Source organism: Gordonia sp. i37 (genome assembly GCF_002043085.1).
Taxonomy (GTDB): Bacteria; Actinomycetota; Actinomycetes; order Mycobacteriales; family Mycobacteriaceae; genus Gordonia; species Gordonia polyisoprenivorans.
The window spans coordinates 1-17,928 of the sequence record NZ_MVPX01000264.1; the positions used below are offsets into that span (position 1 = coordinate 1).

A 17,928-nucleotide genomic window follows, 5' to 3' on the forward strand; every position below is an offset into this window, starting at 1 on the left:
TGATGGTGGAGGACGGCATATTGGTGAGTTGCTCCGGACAGATATGTAGTAGGTACAGTTTGGTCGTGCTGGGAGTGCGTGAGCCCGTATCCAGGGCATGCGCAACCGCGCGAGATGGTGCACACGCGCTGAGACAACACTACTCCAGCGGCAATGCGCTGGGCAAATGCCGTACGGCCACGTTCGGAGCCCCCACGACCAGATCGACAGCGGGAGGCGCATACGATGGCCCACTCGGTGGAATTCATCCTCGATGAGGTCACTGACCAGCGGGTTCGCGCACAGTGGACCGCTCTCGCCGATGCCGGACTCCCGTCCCAGGCCGACATCCGATCGGCCACCAATCGGCCGCACATCACGGCTCTCGCCGCCGAGCGCATAGAGGCCGCGATCGACGAACCATTGGCGGCTGTGGGCGAACACATGCCGTTCGAGGTGGCCCTCGGCGCGGTGATCGTGTTCGGTCGCGGCAGCCTCCGCGTCGTCGCGCGCCTGGTGGTGCCGACGAGCGAACTGTTGTCGGTGCACGCTCGGATCCTGCGACTTGGTTCCGGGTTCGCCTTCGACGTTGCCGGGGACCGAGGGGTCTACGAGCACTGCTCACCCGGATCGTGGACGCCACACGTGACCCTGGCGCGACGTGTCCCGCTCGAGAACCTCTCCGCCGTGCTCGACATCGTTGAGCACAGCACCGCCGTCCCGAGAACGACGCGGGCGACCATCACCGGTGTGCGCCGCTGGGACCCCGAGATGCGGACAGCCGGCATCGTCGCCGGGCGTGACCACTGACATCGCGTGTGCCCGCGCCCCGGCAATCATATGAACGGAAGAATTGCCAAAACTCAATGACCGAAGCACGATGAATTGTCATTCTTCGCGGATCTTCTTTCGATCAAGAATTCATTCAACCGTGCGGATTCACCGTTTCAGACAATCGCTTGGCACGACCTCGTGATAGCCCTTAAGATTCGGCGGTGACCCGAATTCCCAGAGTCTTGACCGTCGCAGTGGCCGGCACAGTCTTGACGGCGCTCCTGTCGACTCTCGTCTCCGTCATCCTGGCTTCGCCGGCATCCGCGGCACCACTCGTGCCACCGTCCCAGGATCCCTTCTACACCACGTCACGACCGCTGGCCCACGTTGCGCCCGGCACCGAACTGAAGACCAGGGTTGTGGGTTTGGCGTACGGCGACAAGCGTTTTCCTGCGACGGCGACCCAGATTCTGTATCGCACCACAGATCAATTCGGCGCCCCGACCGCGGCGGTGACTTCGATCATCGAGCCTCTGACGCCGGGCCCACGCAAGATCATTTCCTACCACTCGCCATACGATGCACTCGGTTCGCAGTGCGATCCCTCGTATGCGCTACGCGGCGGAAACACCGGCCGTGGACCGGAGTTCGACGACCTCACCATCGGCACGCTGCTCGCGCAGGGGTACACGGTGGTCGCCCCGGACTATGAGGGCGTCAAGATGAGATGGACCATGGGTCGCGAATCCGCCCAGACCGCACTGGACAGCCTTCGAGCCGCTGAGCGCCATCTGCACGCCCCGGCGTCGACACCCGTCGGCTTGTTCGGGTACTCCGGCGGGTCTGTTCCCACCGGCTTCGCCGCCGACCTCGCGTCGACCTACGCCCCCGAGCTGAACATCATCGCGGTGGCGGCCGGCGGGGTGATCGTCAATCCCGCGCACAATCTTCCCTACGTGAACGGAAGCACCCAATGGGCGGGCGTCATCCCAGCACTGATGAACGTCTACAACGACGTGTTCGACCTGGGGATTCAGCGGTACCTCTCACCGAAGGGGACCACGATTCTCGCTCAGACACAGGGCAAGTGCCTCATCGATTTCGCGACGAAGTATCCCGGCCTGACCGACGCGCAGCTCCTCCAGCCGCAATACCCCAGTCTGCTCGACGTACCGGGCATACCGGCAGCGTTCAACCAGAACATCATGGGGCTCAAGGGCAAACCCCGTAGCCCGGTCTTCTTGGGTGTCGGCAACGTCGACGGCACCGGCGACGGCATCATGATCGACGCCGATGTGGCGGGCCTGGCAACGCATTACTGCCGAGAAGGCGTCCCCACCCAGTACAAGACCTATCCGAAGCTCAGTCATTTCGAAGCGTTCATCCCGTGGGCCGCGGACGCCGAGCGATTCCTGGCCGATCGGTTCGCCGGCCGCCCGGCCGGCTATTGCAGCGGCATCCCCACCGGTAACGCGCTCACCCCACTCCCGACTGCCTGACCACTGAGCGACGAGTCCGCAACCTACACTCGCGGATGTGGATTCCTCGTTCGGCGCTCCGGCTGCCCAGCATGTTCCGCGTGTGCTCGATGACATCGACTCGGCGGTGAGTGAGCGCGCCAACCGCTCATGGTGGGACGCCGAGAGCGGCGACTACCATGGTGAGCACGGCAGCTTCCTCGGCGCCGACACACCCGGCGGCGACTTCGTCTGGTGTCCCGAGGACCTGCGGGAGGCGGATGCGCAGCTCCTCGGTGAGGTGTCGGGTCGTCGGATCCTCGAGGTCGGCTGCGGCTCGGCGCCGTGCTCGCGGTGGCTCCTGACCCAGGGAGCGCACGTCGTGGGCATCGATCTGTCCCGCGGCATGCTCGGCCACGGCCTCGCCGCGATGGATCGCCTCGGCGAACCTCGGGTCCCGCTGATCCAGGCGACGGCCGAGTCGCTGCCGTTCGCCGACGCGTCCTTCGACATCGCGTTCTCGTCGTTCGGTGCGGTCCCGTTCGTCGCCGATTCGAGTCGCGTGATGGCCGAGGCCGCAAGGATTCTCGTTCCGGGTGGCCGGTGGGTGTTCTCCATCAATCACCCGATGCGTTGGATGTTCCCCGACGATCCTGGTCCGGCAGGACTGACGGTTGCCATCCCCTACTTCAACCGCACCCCATACTCCGAGGTCGATGCCGACGGCACCATCACCTACGTCGAGCATCACCGGACGATCGGCGACCGGGTGCGCGAGATCCGTTCCGCCGGGCTGATTCTCGACGACATCGTGGAGCCGGAGTGGCCGGACGACCACGAGCGCGTCTGGGGTCAGTGGAGTCCGCTTCGGGGACAGTACTTTCCGGGCACCGCGATCTTCTGCTGCCGCAAACCGCGGTGACACCTCGACACGGGATCGAACGATCACTTGCCGAGGTGCCCGGCTCACAGGAGTTTGGACAGGAAGCTCTTGGTCCTCTCGTGCTGCGGATTCGCGAGAACCTCACGCGGATCACCCTTTTCGACGACAACACCGCCGTCCATGAACACCAGCTGGTCGGCCACCTCGCGCGCGAAACCCATCTCGTGGGTGACCACCACCATCGTCATCCCGGACGCCGCGAGCTCCCGCATGACGCCGAGTACCTCGCCGACCAGTTCGGGATCGAGCGCCGAGGTCGGCTCGTCGAAGAGCATCAGCTTGGGTTCCATGGCGAGGGCACGAGCGATGGCGACTCGTTGTTGCTGCCCACCGGAGAGCTGGGCCGGATAGGTATCGGCCTTGTCCGCCAACCCCACCCGGTCGAGCAGTTCACGGGCACGCGCGAGTGCGGCGTCCTTCTTCTGCTTCTTGACCTGTGTCGGTGCCTCGATCACGTTCTCCAACGCAGTGCGATGCGGGAACAGGTTGAAATGCTGGAACACCATGCCGATGTCGCGCCGCTGCTTGGCCGCATCCTTCGGGCTCATCTCATAGAGCTTGTCGCCGCGTTCGCGGTACCCGATCAGATCACCGTCGACGTAGAGCCGCCCGGCATTGACCACCTCGAGATGGTTCACGCACCGCAAGAACGTCGACTTCCCCGATCCCGATGGGCCGATCAGACAGAGGACCTCACCCCTGGCGACCTCGAGGCTGATGCCCTTGAGCACCTGCAGGGTCCCGAAGCTCTTGCACACCCGATCGGCGCGAACCATCGGTGGCGCAGCGGTCTCAACGGCGCTCATCACTCTCCTCGTCGACTGCTAGCACTTTGTTCTGTGCGGCCGCCATCGCCTTCAATTGTCGGCCGGTCAACTGTCGCGACGCCCCTCGTGAGTAGTAACGCTCCAGGTAGAACTGGCCGACCATCAGCACGCTGGTGACTGCGAGGTACCAGGTCGAGGCCACCAACAGGAGCGGGATCGGCTGGAAGTTGACACCCGAGATGTCGTGCGCGACACCGTAGAGCTCGAGGCTGAACGGCACGGCGGTCACCAGGCTGGTGGTCTTCAGCATGCTGATGACCTCGTTGCCCGTCGGCGGGATGATGACCCGCATCGCCTGCGGCAACACCGTCCGGCGCATCGTCTGGGTCCATGACATCCCCAGCGCCACCGACGCCTCGGTCTGCCCCTCACCCACCGAGGAGATACCGGCGCGCACGATCTCGGCCATGTACGCAGATTCGTTGAGCGCCAGTCCGATCATCGCGAAGGTGAACGCGGCGTTGAGTGACTGGATGTCAAAGTGCGCGAACTGGACCACGAACGGGATGCCGAGGTCGATTTGCTTGTACAGCGACGGGAAGAGACCCCAGAAGACCAGCTGGACGTACACCGGGGTGCCACGGAAGATCCAGAGATACACCCACGACACCGATCTCAGCACCAGGTTGGGCGAGAGCCGCATCATCGCGAGGAGCACACCGAGCACGATGGCGATCACCATCGAGAGCACGGTCAGCGCAAGGGTGTACCCGACGCCCTTGAGAATGCGGGTGTCGAACAGATACTTGGCGTAGGTCCCCCAGCCGTATGCACTGTTGGTCGCCGCTCCCCACACGAACAGGAAGACGAGGATGAGCACGATCGCCGCAGCGATCCACTGCCCGGGATGTTTGAGGGGTACGGCCTTGATCGGTGCCGGCCCGGGCGAGACGTCCGGGTCGGCACCGATCGGGCCGGTTGTCGGAGCGGTCACCGTCAGCTGGTCGCGCCGTTGACGGTAGCGGTCGGAACGACTCCCGCCTCGACGCCCCAGTGCTCGGCGATGGCCTTGTACTGGCCGTTGTCGATGAGGTACTGGACGGCCTTCTGAACCGCTTGCACGAGTGAGGATCCCTTGGCGATCGGGTAGCCGTAGGGCGCGGAATCGAAGACCGGTCCGGCGGCCACGATCTTTCCGCCGGCTTGCTTGATCGCGTAGGCGGTCACCGGGGAGTCAGCCGACATCGCGTCGACGCGTCCGAGGACCAGGGCGTTGGTCGCCTCCGATTGGTCGGTGTACTTCTGGATCTGGATGGCGGGCTTCCCGGCGTCGGTGCACGCCTTGCTCTTTGCCGGTACCTCGTCGGTGTCCTCGACGGTAGTCGACTGCACCGCAACCTTCTTGCCACAGGCGTTGGTCGGGTCGATGTTCCCACCGGCCTGCTGCGCCCACTGGATGCCGGCGCTGAAGTAGTTCACGAAGTCGACCTGAGCCTCGCGATCCTTGTTATCGGTGAACGAGGACATGCCGATGTTGAAGGTGCCCGCCTGGATCGACGGGATGATCTTGTCGAAATCGGCCTCCTTGTACACCGGGGTGACGCCGAGGACCTTGCCGATCGCGTTCATCAGATCCACATCGAAGCCGATGATCTGACCGTTGCTGTCCTTGAACTCATTGGGCGCGTAGGGCACGTTGACACCGACGATCAACTGTCCGGACTCCCGGATTCCCGCCGGCAACAGTGCCGCGATGTCGGCTTGCTTGGCAACATCGACGGTTGTCGGCTGGATGGCCGAGCTACCGCCGGCACCCGTCGACGAGTCATCGTTCGAGCAGCCCGCCACCACAAGGGCGATTACCCCCACGAGCAACATGAAGATCCCGGGCAGACGTCGTAGGCTGCCGAACGATCGGAGATCGCGCATCACAACTATCCCTTCGCGCCTCGGGATCACTCTCCGGGGCAGGTCGGCCGATCAGAAGACAGGGCTGTCCCCCGCCGTCTGAACTTACTTCCTCGGAGCTGCTTTCACCGGTTGGTTACGAGAGATTAACCGGTTCGGCCTTGCCGACTCAGATGATCGACCACGGCGCGGCCGACATCGGCCGTCGTGGCAGTACCGCCGAGATCCGGTGTCCGGGCACCGGCGGCGACGCTGTCACCGACGGCGGTGTCGATGGCCGTGGCTGCCGCGAGCATCCGACTGTCGTCGTGGCGGGTTCCCCACCACCGCAACGCCATCGCGGCGGAGGCGATGATCGCGATCGGATCGGCCACACCGCGTCCGGCGATGTCGGGGGCTGCGCCGTGCGAGGCCTGCGCCATCACGACCGTGTCAGAGCAGTTGACCGATCCCGCGGTGCCCAACGATCCGGCGAGTTCACCCGCGAGATCGGACAGGATGTCGCCGAACAGGTTCTCGGTCACGACGACGTCGAAGTCGCCGGGCCGACGAACCAGCAGGGCCGCCATGGCATCGACGTGTTTGTCGTCCACCACGAGTCCCGGATACTGCTCGGCGACCTCCCGACACACATCCCGGAAGAGCCCGGTGGTCAGTCGCAGCACATTCGCCTTGTGCACGATGGTGAGCCGACCCGAACGTTCGCGCGCGAGTCGGCACGCCTGATGTGCGATCCGTTCGGTCGCCGCACGTGAGATCACCCCCACGGCGAGCGCGACGTCGGGCGTGGGCATGAATTCGCCCGACCCGACCGTCATGTTGCGATCGGCGTAGAAGCCCTCGGAGTTCTCCCGGACGATGACGACGTCGAGGTCGGGCGCGAGTGCGCCGACACGGGGCATCGCCCGGCACGGTCGCAGGTTGGCGTAGAGCCCGAATCTCTTGCGGATGGTCGCACCCGGGGTGAGGTCAGCGGCGAACTGCGCCGGGTAGCCCGCCGAGTCATGTGGGCCCAGGATCCAGATGTCGAGATCGTCGAGCGCCTCGAGCGTCTCCTCGGGGACCGGACGCCCGTGAGTCTCGATCGCCGTCACGCCGAGTGGCAGTGACACCCAATCGAATTCGATGCCGGCGAGCTCGCCCGCCGCGGAGACGACGTCCCTGGCGACGGGGACGATCTCCGGCCCGATTCCGTCGCCGTCCATGACACCGATGCGTCGTCGCGTCCTCGTTGTGTTCATCGGACCGAGCGTATCGGCTGAACCGACCTTGAACGGGCAGGCGTGCGACCCATCCACGCCTGCTGTTGACAGCGGGTGTGACGTGCCTCATGCTCTTAACCGAATCTGATTCGTTTAACCCTCCGCAGATCTCACAGCTTGCGAAAAGAGCACTCCCATGACCCGACAACCGGCGACCCCATCGATTGCCACTCCGCCCGAGCCGGCACGCCCCGAGGGCCTCGACAGTCCACCACCACCGGAAATCGGCCTGAAACAGAATGCGCTCGGCGCCCCCGCCATCGCCTTCATGGTGATCGCGGCGGCCGCACCGCTGACCGTGATGGCAGGCGTCGCCCCCTTGGCACTGTCCATCGGCGGGGCCGGGGCGCCGGTCGCCTACCTGGTTGCCGGTGCCGCGTTCGCGATCTTCGCCGTGGCCTTCATGGCGATGACCAGGGCAACCGGTGGAAAGGGAGCGTTCTACTCCTACATCACGCTCGGTCTCGGCCGGTCCGTCGGACTCGGATGCGGGCTGTTGGCCGTCGTCGCCTATAACGCCCTGCAGATCGGCGTCTACGGTTTGATGGCCATCCAGACCCAGGACGCGATCACCCGCCTGTTCGGCATCACCATCGGGTGGCCCTATCTCGCACTCGCCGCGATCGTTATCGTCTGGTACGTCGGTCGGCGCGGAATCGACGTCGGGGCGAAGTTCCTCGGGGTGCTGCTCTCCCTGGAAACCGGGATCCTGCTGATATTGGCGTTCGCCGTGCTGGCGCAGGGCGGCGCCCACGGGATCGGCTTCGACTCCTTCCATCCGTCCGCGGTGTTCGCTCCCGGAATGGGTGGCATCCTCGCCTTCGCCTTCGCCGCGTTCATGGGATTCGAGTCCACCGCGCTCTACCGCTCGGAGGCGCGCAACCCCGACCGGACCATCCCTCGGGCAACGTACTGGGCGGTCGGCTTCATGGCCATCGCGTACTGCTTCATCGTCTGGTCGATGGTGCAGGCCTTCGGCGCCCGCGAGGTCCAGGCCGCGGCCACCAACGACGTTGCGGGACTGTTCTTCTCCGCGATGACCCATTACGTCGGAACGTGGGCCACGGACGTCATGTCGATACTCATCGTGACCAGTGCTCTGGCCTCACAGATCGCTTTCCACAATGCGATCACCCGCTACACGTATTCACTGGCCCGCGACGGCGTGCTGCCCGCCTATCTCGACCGCACACACCCGGTGTTCCGGTCACCGGCGCGCGCCGGTGCACTGCAAACCGTCATCGCCACGGTCGTTGTGGGCGCCTTCGCCATCGCCGGCGCCGACCCCTACTACCGTCTCCTGCTCCTGGTGAACACCCCCGGAGTGGTCGGGATCATTGCGCTGCAACTGATCACCGCGATCGCCGTGGTGGCCTACTTCGCGCGCAAACGCCTCGTGCGAGTCGAACGGGTCGCCGTCATCGCCGGAATCGTCAGCATCGTGGTACTCGGTGTGGCGCTGGCGGTCCTGATCTCGAAGATCGAGCTGCTCACCAACGCCGACCCCACCACCAATACGTGGTTGGTCGGCCTCGTCGGCGCCGTGCTGCTCGCGGGAATCGCGGTGGCCCAATACTTCCGGCTGCGACGACCACGCGTCTTCGACCGCATCGGCGGGCTGTACGACGACCCGCATGCCGACACCGAACGCTGAACACACCGAGGAGATCACCGAAATGAGCCCGGCAGACACCGTCCTGTTCGCCCGCACCATCCACACCCTGCGCTCCGGCGCGCCCGTCGAGGCTATCGCCCTCCGCGACGGCCGGGTCACCGCCGTCGGCGACGCGCGCTCGATCAAGACCGAGATCGGTGGCGCCACCGACGTCATCGATCTCGGTGACGCAACCCTGACGCCTGGACTCATCGACGGACACATTCATCCGGTACTTGGCTTGAAGATGACCGCCGGACATGATCTTTCGTCGGTGACGAACCTCGACGAACTCGTCGTAGCGTTGCGCGCCGCACCCCGCACCGACGGGTGGGTGCTCGGCTGGGGGCTGGACCCCAACGTCTTCGGCGACCGCCCGATCACCCATGCGCCGATCGTCGAGGCACTCGGTGACGGTGTCCCCGTGTTCATCTACCTCTTCGACGCGCACTCGGCGCTCGCGAGTCCGGCCGCGCTGCACGCGGCGGAAGTGCACGGTCCACGCCCCTTTGCGGGCAACGCCGAGATCGTGTGCACCGACGGGATTCCCACCGGACATCTGCTCGAGCTCGAGGCCGTCGAGCTCGTTGACGGCGCCCTACCGAACGAACCGGCGGCTGCTCGTCGTCGGCGCCTACACGAGGTGCTGACCGCCATGGCCCAGTCCGGGATCACCTCGGGCAACGCCATGGACTTCGAGGCAGACAGCGGAGAACTCGTTGCCGCCCTGGAGGACTCGGGAGATCTACCGATACGGTTGCGGTTCGCACCGTTCTGCATGCCCGGCACCGATCGCGCACAACTCGACCACATCGTCGAGCTGCAGAGGCACGGTGGGCGGCGATGGCGGGTCGACGGGGTGAAGTTCATGATCGACGGCACCATCGACGGCGGGACCGCGTGGCTCGAACACGCCGACGCACACGGCGAATCGACCGCACCGCTGTGGCCCGATCCGGCCGAGTATCGCGAAGCCGTCCGTTATCTCGCCGCACGTGGGGTACCGACGGTGACCCATGCTATCGGCGACGCGGGTATCCGATATACCCTCGACACCCTCGCCGACACCCCCGCGACTCCCACCGGCGTCCGGCACCGGATCGAACACATCGAAACCCTGCCCGACGATCTCGTGTCGCGGTTCGCCGCGACCGGCGTCGTCGCCAGCATGCAGCCCAACCACTGCACCCTCTACACGCGTGGCGATCAGAGCGACAACTGGTCGGTCCGGCTCGGTACCGAGCGTGCGAACCGGGCGTTCCGCACCCGCGACATCCGCGACTCGGGAGCACTGTTGGCGCTCGGATCGGATTGGCCGGTGGCACCATTCGACCCGCGCAAGATCCTCGCCGACGCGCAGTTGCGGCGTCGCGCAGGCCATCTCGACGAGATCCCGGTGTGCCCGGAGCAGGGACTGACCGCGTCGATGGCCCTGGAGGGATACACCTCTCACGCCGCCCGCGCCCAGGGATCTGCCGACGCCGGCTGGATCGGGGTCGGCGCCCGCGCCGATTTCACCGCATTCGCCGTCGACCCGTTGACCGCCCCACCCGACGAGCTGGCCGACGCTCCCGTCGTCGCGACGATGGTCGACGGACGGTTCGTGTTCCGAGCATGATCGGTTAGCGCGGGGTGATGTCCTAGGCTGACGTCGTGCCCCGACCGACCTCGCCGCTCCTCGACCGCGACTCGATCGCTCGCGCCGCGCTCGCCGAACTCGACGCGAAGGAGACCTTCACCATGCCCGGGCTGGCCAAACGGCTGGGCGTGGCGGTCTCCTCGCTCTATCACCACGTCTCCGGACGGGAAGAGGTACTCGAGCTCGTGCGCGGCACCATCGCGGTGGCAATGGCCGACGACGTCGACTGGTCCGGCGGCTGGCGTGGAGCGGTCACCACGTGGGTACGGACCTACCGGGACGCCTTCGGAGCGCATCCGGCGCTGGTGCGAGCGCTCACCGGGCAGACGGTCGAAGCTCCGGCGATCCTGAACAGCTACGACCACCTCGCGCAGTGCCTCGTCGCCGCCGGATTCGCCGACACGGAGATCCTGCACCTCATCACGCTCCTCGACACCTTCGCGCTCGGCTCGGCGCTCGACGCCGCGGCACCGGCGACGGTGTGGTCGGTCGAGTCCCTCGCCGCCGACAGTGCGCTCGCCAGAGCGGTCGCCGCCGCCCCGAGCGGACGCCAACGCGCCGATGCCGCCTTCGATTTCGGGCTCGGCCTGTTACTCAACGCGCTGGAACGCCGACTGCTCCGGTAAATGCCCCGACCCACCCGCGTCACTCGACGCGTTGCTTGACCACGCACGATCCGGAGTCGAAGTGCGCGCAGACGTCTTCGGCGTCGGTGCGTGAGCTGGTGGGGCGGGCCACCACGTAGCGACTGCCCGATCCGAGCATCTCACCGGGCAGGATCAACGAGCCGTAGTGGTTGTCGCGGGCTTGTTCGGCCCGCCGATAGCTGCCGAACGCGCCGAACTGCGCGTACCAGACGGTGTCGGCGACCGGTGGCACCGGTAGCGATGGGGTCGGTGCGTCGCTCGGCTCGCTGTCCGCCGGTGTGGTGTCGTCGGTGGTGGTCTCGGTCGGTGTGGCCGACTCGGTCGTCGTCTGTGTGACGACGATTGTCGGAGCCGTGGAGCCTGCGGCCGTACTCGGACCCGTATTCCATTGGCCCCCGGACAGTTTGAGTCCCACGATGACCGCCGCGACGGCGATCAGACCGACGACACAACCCACCACGACCGGGACCACCCATGGCGGTCGGGTCGGGCGTCGGTCGTCATACATGCGCTGCTCGTGATCGTCGGTTACTCAGGATCGTCGGAGGGTGATCGTCAGTGCGCGGCGTCGTCCCACGACCGGCCGTAGCCGACCGACACCTCCAACGGCACCGACAGCGTGATGGCATTGCCCATCTCCTCGCGGACCACGGTCTCGACCTGATCGCGTTCGCCGTCGGCGACCTCGATGACGAGTTCGTCGTGCACCTGCAGCAGCATCCGCGAGCGCAGTTCCTCGGCGGTGAGCCGCTTGTGGACGTTGATCATCGCGACCTTGATGATGTCGGCTGCGGTGCCCTGGATGGGCGCGTTGAGCGCCATGCGTTCGGCTGCCTGTCGGCGCTGCCAGTTGTCGCTGTTCAGATCGGGGAGATAGCGTCGGCGGCCGAATAATGTTGCGGTGTACTCGTTTCGGCGCGCCTCGGCGACGACGTTGTGCAGGTAGTCACGGACCCCACCGAACCGGGCGAAGTAGGCCTCCATCTGTTCCTTGGCCTCGTCGCGGCTGATCCGCAGCTGCGCTGCGAGCCCGAAAGCGCTGAGCCCGTAGGCAAGTCCGTACGACATGGCCTTGACGCGGTGGCGCATCTCGGTGGTCACCTCGTCGATCGGCACGCCGAACGCGCGGGACCCGACGAAGTTGTGGAGATCCTCGCCGGTGTTGAACGCCTCGATCAGCCCTGCGTCCTCGGACAGGTGCGCCATGATGCGCATCTCGATCTGGCTGTAGTCGGCGGTCATGAGACAGTCGAACGGCGTCCCGTCCTCGGCGCGGCCGACGACGAAGCCGTGACGGATCTCGCGGCCGGCCTCGGTGCGCACCGGGATGTTCTGCAGATTCGGTTCGGTCGACGACAGTCGTCCGGTGGCCGCGACGGTCTGATTGAAGGTCGTATGGATCCGGCCGTCGTCGGCGACGGATTTCAGCAACCCGTCAACGGTCACCTTCAGCCGGGTGGCATCGCGATGCTCGAGCAGATGCGCGAGGAACGGATGCTCGGTCTTCTCGTACAACGTCTGCAGGGCGTCGGCGTCGGTGGTGTAGCCGGTCTTGGTCTTCTTGGTCTTGGGCATCTCGAGTTTGTCGAACAGCACCGTCTGCAGCTGTTTGGGCGACCCGAGATTGATCTGCTCCCCGATGACCTCGTAGGCCGCTTCCGCGGCGGCGCGGATGCGCTCGGAGAAGCCTTCCTCCAAGGTGCCGAAGTGATCGACGTCAACGGCGATGCCAGCGGCCTCCAGATCCGACAGGACGAACAGCAGCGGCAGTTCCATGTCGGTCAGCAGGGGCCGCGAATCGATGCGATCGAGTTCGGTGTCGAGGGTGTCGGCGAGTTCGGCGACCGCACGCGCCTCGAGCATGTGCTGCTCGGCCTGCTGGGCCAACCCACCGTCCTCGTCGAGCAGCGAGAGCTGATCGTTGCCTGCGCCGTCGTCGGCGCGCAGCTCTCGACGCAGGTAGCGCAAGGCCAGATCGTCGAGGTTGAACGAGCGTTGGCCGGGGCGCACCAGATAGGCGGCCAGCGCGGTGTCGCTGGTGACGCCGCGCAGCGTCCAGCCGCGCGAGCGCAGCGCGTGGATCGCCCACTTGGTCTCGTGCAGGGCCTTGGGTGTGTCCGGGTCGGCCAGCCAGCCACCGAGGGCCTTCTCGTCGGTCGGGTCGAGCTGGGTGATGTCGACATATGCCGACACGCCGTCCGCGGCGGCCAGGGCGATCCCGGTGATGTCGGCACCGACGACGGTATGTGGCGCGGTCACGGTCAGCCCGGTGCGCCCGGTGCGTGCGTGATCGTCGAGCCAGCCGGTGATCTGTCCGGCCGCCAGCACCGAACCGTCGAGATCGAAGCCCGCCTCCGCCTCCGGCTCGACCGAGCTGAGCGTGGAGAACAACCGATCCCGCAGCACCCGGAACTCGAGGTCGTCGAACAACTGGTGGATGCGGTCGCGGTCCCAGCCGACCCGGGCCAGATCGTCGGGCCCGGCAGGCAGCTGCATGTCTCGGATGAGTTCGGTGAGTTGACGATTCGTCTGTACCGACGCGAGATTGGCCCGCAGCGCGTCGCCGACCTTGCCCTTGACCTGATCGACGTGATCGACGAGGGAGGCCAGTGAACCGTATTCGCGAATCCACTTCGATGCCGTCTTCTCCCCCACGCCCGGGATACCCGGGAGGTTGTCGCTCGGATCGCCGCGCAGCGCTGCGTAGTCGGGGTATTGCGACGGCGTCAGCCCGTACTTCTTCTCGACCTCTTCCGGGGTGAAGCGGGTCAGGTCGGAGACACCCTTACGCGGGTAGAGGACGGTCACCGAATCGTCGACCAGCTGCAGCGAGTCCCGGTCACCGGTGACCACGAGGACCTTGAAGCCCTGTGCCTCGGCCTGGGTGGCGAGCGTGGCGATGATGTCATCGGCCTCGTAGCCGTCGATGGCGAACACCTGGATGCCGAGCGCATCGAGGACTTCCTTGGTGACATCGACCTGCCCGTTGAACTCGTCCGGCGACTTCGACCGCTGTGCCTTGTACTCCGGGTACATCTCCGAGCGGAAGGTCTTCCGCGAGACGTCGAACGCTGCGGCGATGTGCGTCGGCTCCTCGTCGCGCAGCAGGTTGATGAGCATCGAGGTGAAGCCGTACACCGCATTGGTGTGCTGACCGGTCTCGGTCTTGAAGTTCTCGGCCGGTAACGCGAAGAAGGCCCGGTAGGCCAGGGAATGCCCGTCGAGGAGCATCAGCGTCGGCTGGGTGCTGGCCTTGGTCTTGCCGCGGGTGGCGGTCGAACTCTGTGCGGGACTCACCCGGACGAGTCTAGTGGCGACCCCTGACAGACCTTCGCCGCCCGCAACGACCGGCCGAACCCGTCGCGGCGGTCATCCCTTGCGGAACATCGGCCACACCGACGGGCCGCCGGGAAGCCGTACCTCGCGCACCACCTCGAACCCGAAGCGCTCGTACAGCGGGATGTTGGCGACGTTGGAACTCTCGAGGTACGCCGGTCCGTCGACGCGTGCGATCCCGGCCTCGAGCAGGGCGGTGCCGATGCCCTCGCCATGACGGATCGCGCCGAGCTGCCCGAGGTACCAGTGCGGTTCTTCGGGTCGCAGCCTCGCGAAGGTCGACTCGACCACCGCACCGCGGCGAATTCCCGTCCGTAGCGAGCGGACGAACCCGGGCAGCGCACGGATCTCGTCGAGACGCGACACCCGATACCCGGGCGGATCCCACGCCGCGATCCCGACCGGCTCCCCGGCACGCACCGCGAGGTCCGGCGCCACGTCACTGCGGTGCGTCCACCGGACCAGGGTGCGGAACATCTGCACGTCGCCGCGCGGATCCGGCGCGATCCACCGGGTGACCGGATCGTCGATGAAGGCTTGCGCCAGAAGCGAACTGGTCACATCGAGATCGCGGGTGGGAACAACCGTCGTGTCGGCCATGTACCGACTCTACGTGCAGGCCGAGGCGAACCGGACTCAGGCGACGCCGAGGTATGCCTCGCGCACGGCGTCGTCGACGAGCAGATCCTTGCCTGCCCCCTCCTTGGTGATCGATCCGGTTTCGAGGATGTAGCCGCGGTCGGATCGGCTCAGTGCCTGCTGCGCATTCTGTTCGACCAGTAGGATCGTCGTGCCCTCGCTGTTGATCTGTCCGATGATCCGGAAGATCTGTTGGATCACCATGGGCGCCAGACCCATCGACGGTTCGTCGAGCAGGAGCAGCTTGGGCCGAGCCATCAGCGCACGCCCGATGGCCAGCATCTGCTGCTCACCCCCGGACATGGTTCCGCCGAATTGTTTTCGGCGTTCACCGAGCCGCGGGAACACCTCGAACACATGGTCCAGGGCCTCGTTGTAGGACGTCTTGTTCTCGAATTTCCGCCCGTAGCAACCCATGTCGAGATTCTCGAGAACCGTCATCCCCGGGAAGATGCGCCGCCCCTCCGGCACCTGGATGATGCCGCGTTTGACCCGCTCGTGCGGTGCAAGTCGGGTGATCGACTCTCCGTTGAAGCGAATGTCGCCCTGTGTCAGCTTGTTCAGCCCGGAGATCCCGCGCATCGTCGTCGACTTGCCGGCACCGTTGGCACCGAGCAGGGTCACGAGTTCGCCCGCCTCGACCCGCAACGAGATGCCGTGCAGCGCCTGGATGCGTCCGTAGTGGATGACGACGTCGGTGAGTTCGAGAACCGGCGGTGCCGACACCGTTTTCCCCGACACCGCCTGCCCCGACTCTGGCTGTGCCGACTCTCGTGCTGCTGACTCGTGCGGCTCAGACATGTTCGTCGATCTGGTCATCGGGTACCCCCAGGTAGGCGGCGATCACCGCCGGATTGTCGCGGACGTCTTTGGGTGACCCCTCGGCGATCTTGCGGCCGAACTCGAGCACCACGATCCGGTCGGTGACGCCCATGACCAGTCGCATGTCGTGTTCGATGAGCAGGATCGTGTACCCGTCCTGGCGGATCTTCTCGATCAGGCCCATCAGTGCGGTCTTCTCGCTGGGGTTGAAGCCGGCGGCGGGTTCGTCGAGGCACAGGAGTTTCGGTTCGGTGGCCAGTGCTCGCGCGATCTCGAGTCGACGCTGATCGCCGTAGGGAAGGTTGGATGCTTTTTCCGCGGCACGTGGACCGATCCCGACGAACTCCAGCAGCGCCATCCCGCGATCCACGGCATCACGCTCTTCCCGGTAATGCCGGGGCGTCCGCAGAATGCCGCCGAACACCGAGGTCTTGTGGCGCGCATCGGTGCCCACACAGACGTTCTCCAGCGCCGTCATCTCTCCCCAGAGCCGGACGTTCTGGAAGGTGCGGGCAATACCTCGACGGGTGATCTTGTGCTGCTTGAGCTTTCCCAACGGCGCATTGTCGAAGGTGACCGTGCCGCGGGTCGGTCGATACACCCCGGTGATCGCGTTGAAGCAGGTCGTCTTACCCGCACCGTTCGGTCCGATGAGGCCGAGGATCTCACCGCGGCGGATCTCGAAACTGACGTCGTCCAGGGCGGCCAACCCGCCGAACTCGACGGTCAGTCCCTCCACCTTGAGCAGGGTTTCGCCCTCGTCGACCGCGATGTCACGTTGCGGTGCAACGGCTTCGGCGACCGCTGCGGGATCGGCCAGATCCGGGTCGATGTCGGCCGGGTTGACCAGGGTGGTCGCCTCGGGGTCTGCGCGCACCTCGGCGATCTGCTTGGTGAGGTCCGGTGCACCGGATGCCGGGTTCGGTTCGTCGGGCGTGCGGTGACTCATGCGGCCGCCTCCTCGGTCGACGGCGCCGGTTTGGGGGTGCGTCGGATCGCGGCGTACACCTGGCGTCCGAACGTGATCAGCCGGGCGCGTGCCGGGAACAGACCCTGTGGACGGAAGATCATGAGCACCACGAGGGCAATCCCGAAGAACAGATACTTGTACTCACTCAACGCTTCTCCACCCACCGAGATGCCCTGCACGCGGGCGGGTAGGTAGATGATGATGAACGCACCGGCGATCACGCCGAGCTTGTTGCCCTGGCCACCGAGTACGACCGCACACAGGAACAGCATCGAGTTGATGACGGTGAATGCCGTGGGGTCGACGTACTGCACCTGCCCGGCGTAGAACGCCCCGGACAGACCGCCGATCCCGGCACCGATGACGAACGCCCACAGTTTGTACTTGAAGGTCGGTACGCCCATGATCTCGGCGGCATCCTCGTCCTCGCGAATGGCCACCCAGGAGCGACCGACACGGCTGCGCTCGAGGTTGCCGATGACGATGAGCACGATGATCACCGCCACGATGCCGAACCAGTACCACCACACGCCGTAGTTCAGTGACGAGGTGTTGTTGGCGGTGGAGAACACACCACCGGGGCTGTCGGCGGACCGGCCGATCTCCGGGTAGAGCACGCTCTGCAGCCCGGTGGCACCGTTGGTGACGTCGGTGAGGTTGTCGGCGAGCAGCCGCACGATCTCACCGAAGCCGAGGGTCACGATCGCGAGGTAGTCGCCGCGCACGCGCAGCGTCGGGGTGCCCAGGATGACACCGGTGATCCCGGTGATGATGATCGCGAGCGGCACACACGCCAGCCAGGCCCACGGACCGGAGAAGAACCCGTGGTCGGTGCTGCCCCACAACGGGCTCGACGGGCTGGTCATCAGCGCGACGACATACGCGCCGACGGCGTAGAACCCCACGTACCCCAGGTCGAGGAGACCGGTCTGCCCGACCACCACGTTGAGACCGATCGCGATCAGGGCGGTCATCGCGAAGGTCGCCATCACCACCCCGAAGTTGGTGGCGGTCGTGGTGATGAGCGGTGGATTGATGACGGGAAGCAGGGCGATCAGGATGATCAGCGGAACCCCGACGAGCCACTGCATGACCCGCGGCAGGCCTTCCCACCATGTTCGGATGGGGGGG

Annotated in this window: 16 protein-coding genes; 6 read left to right on the forward strand and 10 right to left on the reverse strand. The window is 65.9% G+C overall.

Annotated features, from left to right (window positions below):
* Nucleotides 1-225 precede the first annotated feature (225 nt).
* The 3 genes from B1964_RS12700 (at nt 226) to B1964_RS12710 (ending at nt 3,132) form a co-directional block, all read left to right on the forward strand.
* Nucleotides 226-789 (forward strand): 2'-5' RNA ligase family protein, encoded by a 564-nt coding sequence (locus B1964_RS12700; RefSeq protein WP_079930014.1) that lies wholly within the window; start codon nt 226-228, stop codon nt 787-789.
* Between the two features lie 185 nt (nt 790-974).
* Complete coding sequence (locus B1964_RS12705) at nt 975-2,252, forward strand: lipase family protein (protein ID WP_253193982.1); 1,278 nt, start codon at nt 975-977, stop codon at nt 2,250-2,252.
* 37 nt (nt 2,253-2,289) lie between these two features.
* Nucleotides 2,290-3,132: a class I SAM-dependent methyltransferase gene (locus B1964_RS12710; RefSeq protein WP_079930016.1), complete on the forward strand. Its 843-nt coding sequence runs from the start codon at nt 2,290-2,292 to the stop codon at nt 3,130-3,132.
* A 44-nt stretch (nt 3,133-3,176) separates the two neighbouring features.
* Here the strand turns inward: B1964_RS12710 and B1964_RS12715 are convergent, their stop codons facing one another.
* The 4 genes from B1964_RS12715 to B1964_RS12730 all read right to left on the reverse strand — a co-directional run bounded on the left by B1964_RS12715 (nt 3,177) and on the right by B1964_RS12730 (nt 7,069).
* Nucleotides 3,177-3,959, reverse strand: a complete 783-nt coding sequence (locus B1964_RS12715) for an amino acid ABC transporter ATP-binding protein (RefSeq protein WP_006373258.1) — start codon at nt 3,957-3,959, stop codon at nt 3,177-3,179.
* Nucleotides 3,946-4,914 (reverse strand): amino acid ABC transporter permease, encoded by a 969-nt coding sequence (locus tag B1964_RS12720; RefSeq protein ID WP_079930017.1) that lies wholly within the window; start codon nt 4,912-4,914, stop codon nt 3,946-3,948. Before B1964_RS12720 ends, B1964_RS12715 begins: the two co-directional genes overlap by 14 nt.
* A 2-nt stretch (nt 4,915-4,916) precedes the next feature.
* Entirely contained in the window at nt 4,917-5,849 is a 933-nt protein-coding gene (locus B1964_RS12725; protein WP_172398831.1) for an ABC transporter substrate-binding protein, read from the reverse strand.
* A 125-nt stretch (nt 5,850-5,974) separates the two neighbouring features.
* Nucleotides 5,975-7,069 carry an isocitrate/isopropylmalate family dehydrogenase gene (locus B1964_RS12730; protein ID WP_172398832.1) on the reverse strand — a complete coding sequence of 365 codons (1,095 nt, stop codon included), beginning with the start codon at nt 7,067-7,069 and terminating at the stop codon, nt 5,975-5,977.
* A gap of 157 nt (nt 7,070-7,226) precedes the next feature.
* Between B1964_RS12730 and B1964_RS12735 the strand changes: the two genes are divergently transcribed.
* From B1964_RS12735 to B1964_RS12745, 3 genes are read left to right on the forward strand one after another with little or no spacing between them, the layout of a single operon-like run.
* A complete protein-coding gene (locus B1964_RS12735) occupies nt 7,227-8,744 on the forward strand; it encodes an APC family permease (protein WP_079930020.1) in 1,518 nt (505 codons plus the stop codon).
* On the forward strand, nt 8,725-10,362 hold the full coding sequence (locus B1964_RS12740) for an amidohydrolase (protein WP_079930021.1): 1,638 nt from the start codon (nt 8,725-8,727) through the stop codon (nt 10,360-10,362). Before B1964_RS12735 ends, B1964_RS12740 begins: the two co-directional genes overlap by 20 nt.
* A 35-nt stretch (nt 10,363-10,397) precedes the next feature.
* A complete protein-coding gene (locus tag B1964_RS12745; protein WP_079930022.1) occupies nt 10,398-11,009 on the forward strand; it encodes a TetR/AcrR family transcriptional regulator C-terminal domain-containing protein in 612 nt (203 codons plus the stop codon).
* A 19-nt stretch (nt 11,010-11,028) separates the two neighbouring features.
* On the opposite strand, the gene B1964_RS12750 is transcribed toward B1964_RS12745, so the two are convergent.
* The 6 genes from B1964_RS12750 to B1964_RS12775 all read right to left on the reverse strand — a co-directional run bounded on the left by B1964_RS12750 (nt 11,029) and on the right by B1964_RS12775 (nt 17,921).
* Nucleotides 11,029-11,538, reverse strand: coding sequence for a hypothetical protein (locus B1964_RS12750; RefSeq protein WP_079930023.1), 510 nt, complete (start codon nt 11,536-11,538; stop codon nt 11,029-11,031).
* A 47-nt stretch (nt 11,539-11,585) separates the two neighbouring features.
* Nucleotides 11,586-14,327: a DNA polymerase I gene (gene polA / locus B1964_RS12755; RefSeq protein WP_079930024.1), complete on the reverse strand. Its 2,742-nt coding sequence runs from the start codon at nt 14,325-14,327 to the stop codon at nt 11,586-11,588.
* A 72-nt stretch (nt 14,328-14,399) separates the two neighbouring features.
* Nucleotides 14,400-14,966 (reverse strand): GNAT family N-acetyltransferase, encoded by a 567-nt coding sequence (locus B1964_RS12760; protein ID WP_079930025.1) that lies wholly within the window; start codon nt 14,964-14,966, stop codon nt 14,400-14,402.
* A 36-nt stretch (nt 14,967-15,002) separates the two neighbouring features.
* Nucleotides 15,003-15,746 (reverse strand): ABC transporter ATP-binding protein, encoded by a 744-nt coding sequence (locus B1964_RS12765; protein ID WP_079930026.1) that lies wholly within the window; start codon nt 15,744-15,746, stop codon nt 15,003-15,005.
* Between the two features lie 52 nt (nt 15,747-15,798).
* Nucleotides 15,799-16,776, reverse strand: a complete 978-nt coding sequence (locus tag B1964_RS12770; protein ID WP_079930027.1) for an ABC transporter ATP-binding protein — start codon at nt 16,774-16,776, stop codon at nt 15,799-15,801.
* On the reverse strand, nt 16,773-17,921 hold the full coding sequence (locus B1964_RS12775) for a branched-chain amino acid ABC transporter permease (RefSeq protein ID WP_253193983.1): 1,149 nt from the start codon (nt 17,919-17,921) through the stop codon (nt 16,773-16,775). Before B1964_RS12775 ends, B1964_RS12770 begins: the two co-directional genes overlap by 4 nt.
* Nucleotides 17,922-17,928: the final 7 nt, after the last annotated feature.

Coding starts and splice junctions, on each gene's coding strand:
- B1964_RS12700 (WP_079930014.1), top strand. CDS start 226: ATGGCCCACTCGGTGGAATTCATCCTCGATGAGGTCACTGACCAGCGG.
- B1964_RS12715 (WP_006373258.1), bottom strand. CDS start 3,959: ATGAGCGCCGTTGAGACCGCTGCGCCACCGATGGTTCGCGCCGATCGG.
- B1964_RS12725 (WP_172398831.1), bottom strand. CDS start 5,849: ATGCGCGATCTCCGATCGTTCGGCAGCCTACGACGTCTGCCCGGGATC.
- B1964_RS12730 (WP_172398832.1), bottom strand. CDS start 7,069: ATGAACACAACGAGGACGCGACGACGCATCGGTGTCATGGACGGCGAC.
- B1964_RS12735 (WP_079930020.1), top strand. CDS start 7,227: ATGACCCGACAACCGGCGACCCCATCGATTGCCACTCCGCCCGAGCCG.
- B1964_RS12740 (WP_079930021.1), top strand. CDS start 8,725: ATGCCGACACCGAACGCTGAACACACCGAGGAGATCACCGAAATGAGC.
- B1964_RS12750 (WP_079930023.1), bottom strand. CDS start 11,538: ATGTATGACGACCGACGCCCGACCCGACCGCCATGGGTGGTCCCGGTC.
- B1964_RS12760 (WP_079930025.1), bottom strand. CDS start 14,966: ATGGCCGACACGACGGTTGTTCCCACCCGCGATCTCGATGTGACCAGT.
- B1964_RS12770 (WP_079930027.1), bottom strand. CDS start 16,776: ATGAGTCACCGCACGCCCGACGAACCGAACCCGGCATCCGGTGCACCG.